The sequence below is a fragment of the Arthrobacter sp. 2YAF22_2 genome (assembly GCF_052114645.1).
In the GTDB taxonomy this organism is placed as follows: Bacteria; Actinomycetota; Actinomycetes; order Actinomycetales; family Micrococcaceae; genus Arthrobacter.
In genome coordinates, this window is sequence record NZ_JBFRFD010000782.1 from 1 (window position 1) to 1,019 (window position 1,019).

Sequence of the window (1,019 nt, forward strand, 5' to 3'; positions counted from 1 at the left end):
GGGGACATCAGCGTGACCGACGGCGCCGACGTCGTCGTTATCACCGCCGGAGCGAAACAGGCACCGGGCCAGACCCGGCTGGACCTGGCCGGCACCAACGTCCGGATCCTCGAACAGCTCCTGCCGCAACTGCTGGCGCACGCCCCCGACGCTGTCTACGTCCTGGTCACCAATCCGTGCGACGTGCTGACCGTCGCCGCGCAGAAGATCACCGGGCTGCCGACGTCGCGAATCTTCTCCTCCGGCACCGTGCTGGACACATCGCGGCTGCGCTGGCTGCTGGCCCACGCCGCGGGAGTGTCGGTGAGCAGCGTCCACGCCAGCATGGTCGGCGAACACGGCGACACCGAATTCCCAGTCTGGTCTGGCGCGACCATCGGTCCGGTGCCCATCCGCGACTGGACGGTCGGCGGCGAGCGGATGTTTACGCCCGGCTACCTCGCCGAGACGGCCCGCGAAGTCACGCAGGCCGCGTACAAGGTGATCGCCGGCAAGGGCGCCACGAACTACGCGATCGGGCTCTCGGGAGCCCGGATCGTGGAGGCGCTGCTGCGTTCCGAGAACGCGGTCCTGCCGGTATCCACCGTGATGAGCGGGCAGTACGGGATCGACGGCATCGCCCTGTCGCTGCCCAGCATCGTGGGTCGCGGCGGCGTGCACGCGGTCCTGGAGACGCCCATGGACGAGGGCGAACGCGCCTCCCTCCACCACTCGGCCGAAACGCTCCGGCAGAGCCTCGCCTCCCTGGGGATCTGACCGGGATCTAACCGGAATGGTTGACACGCAGTGTGACCCCTGCCATATTGGAAGTGTGAACCTGTCAGACAGCCGGACAGCCGGACAACCGCTGGCCCGCCTCAGCGCCGCCGAAGCCGTCTTCAACGTCCTCCGCTCGGATATCGAGTCCGGCAAGCTCGGCGTCGGCGCCAAGCTCAGCTCCGAGGCCACCCTCGCCCAGCAGTACGGCGTCAGCCGCTCGGTGGTCCGGGAGGCGCTGCGGTCCTGCACCGCATTGGGGC

The 1,019-nt window shown here is 69.1% G+C and carries 2 protein-coding genes; both read left to right on the forward strand.

Annotated elements, in window-relative coordinates:
- Window positions 1-756, forward strand: a 756-nt coding sequence (locus AB4Y86_RS19510) for a lactate/malate family dehydrogenase (protein WP_441403765.1), incomplete at its 5' end; no start/stop codon positions are given.
- A 55-nt stretch (window positions 757-811) separates the two neighbouring features.
- Window positions 812-1,019, forward strand: a 208-nt coding sequence (locus AB4Y86_RS19515) for a FadR/GntR family transcriptional regulator (protein WP_441403766.1), incomplete at its 3' end; no start/stop codon positions are given.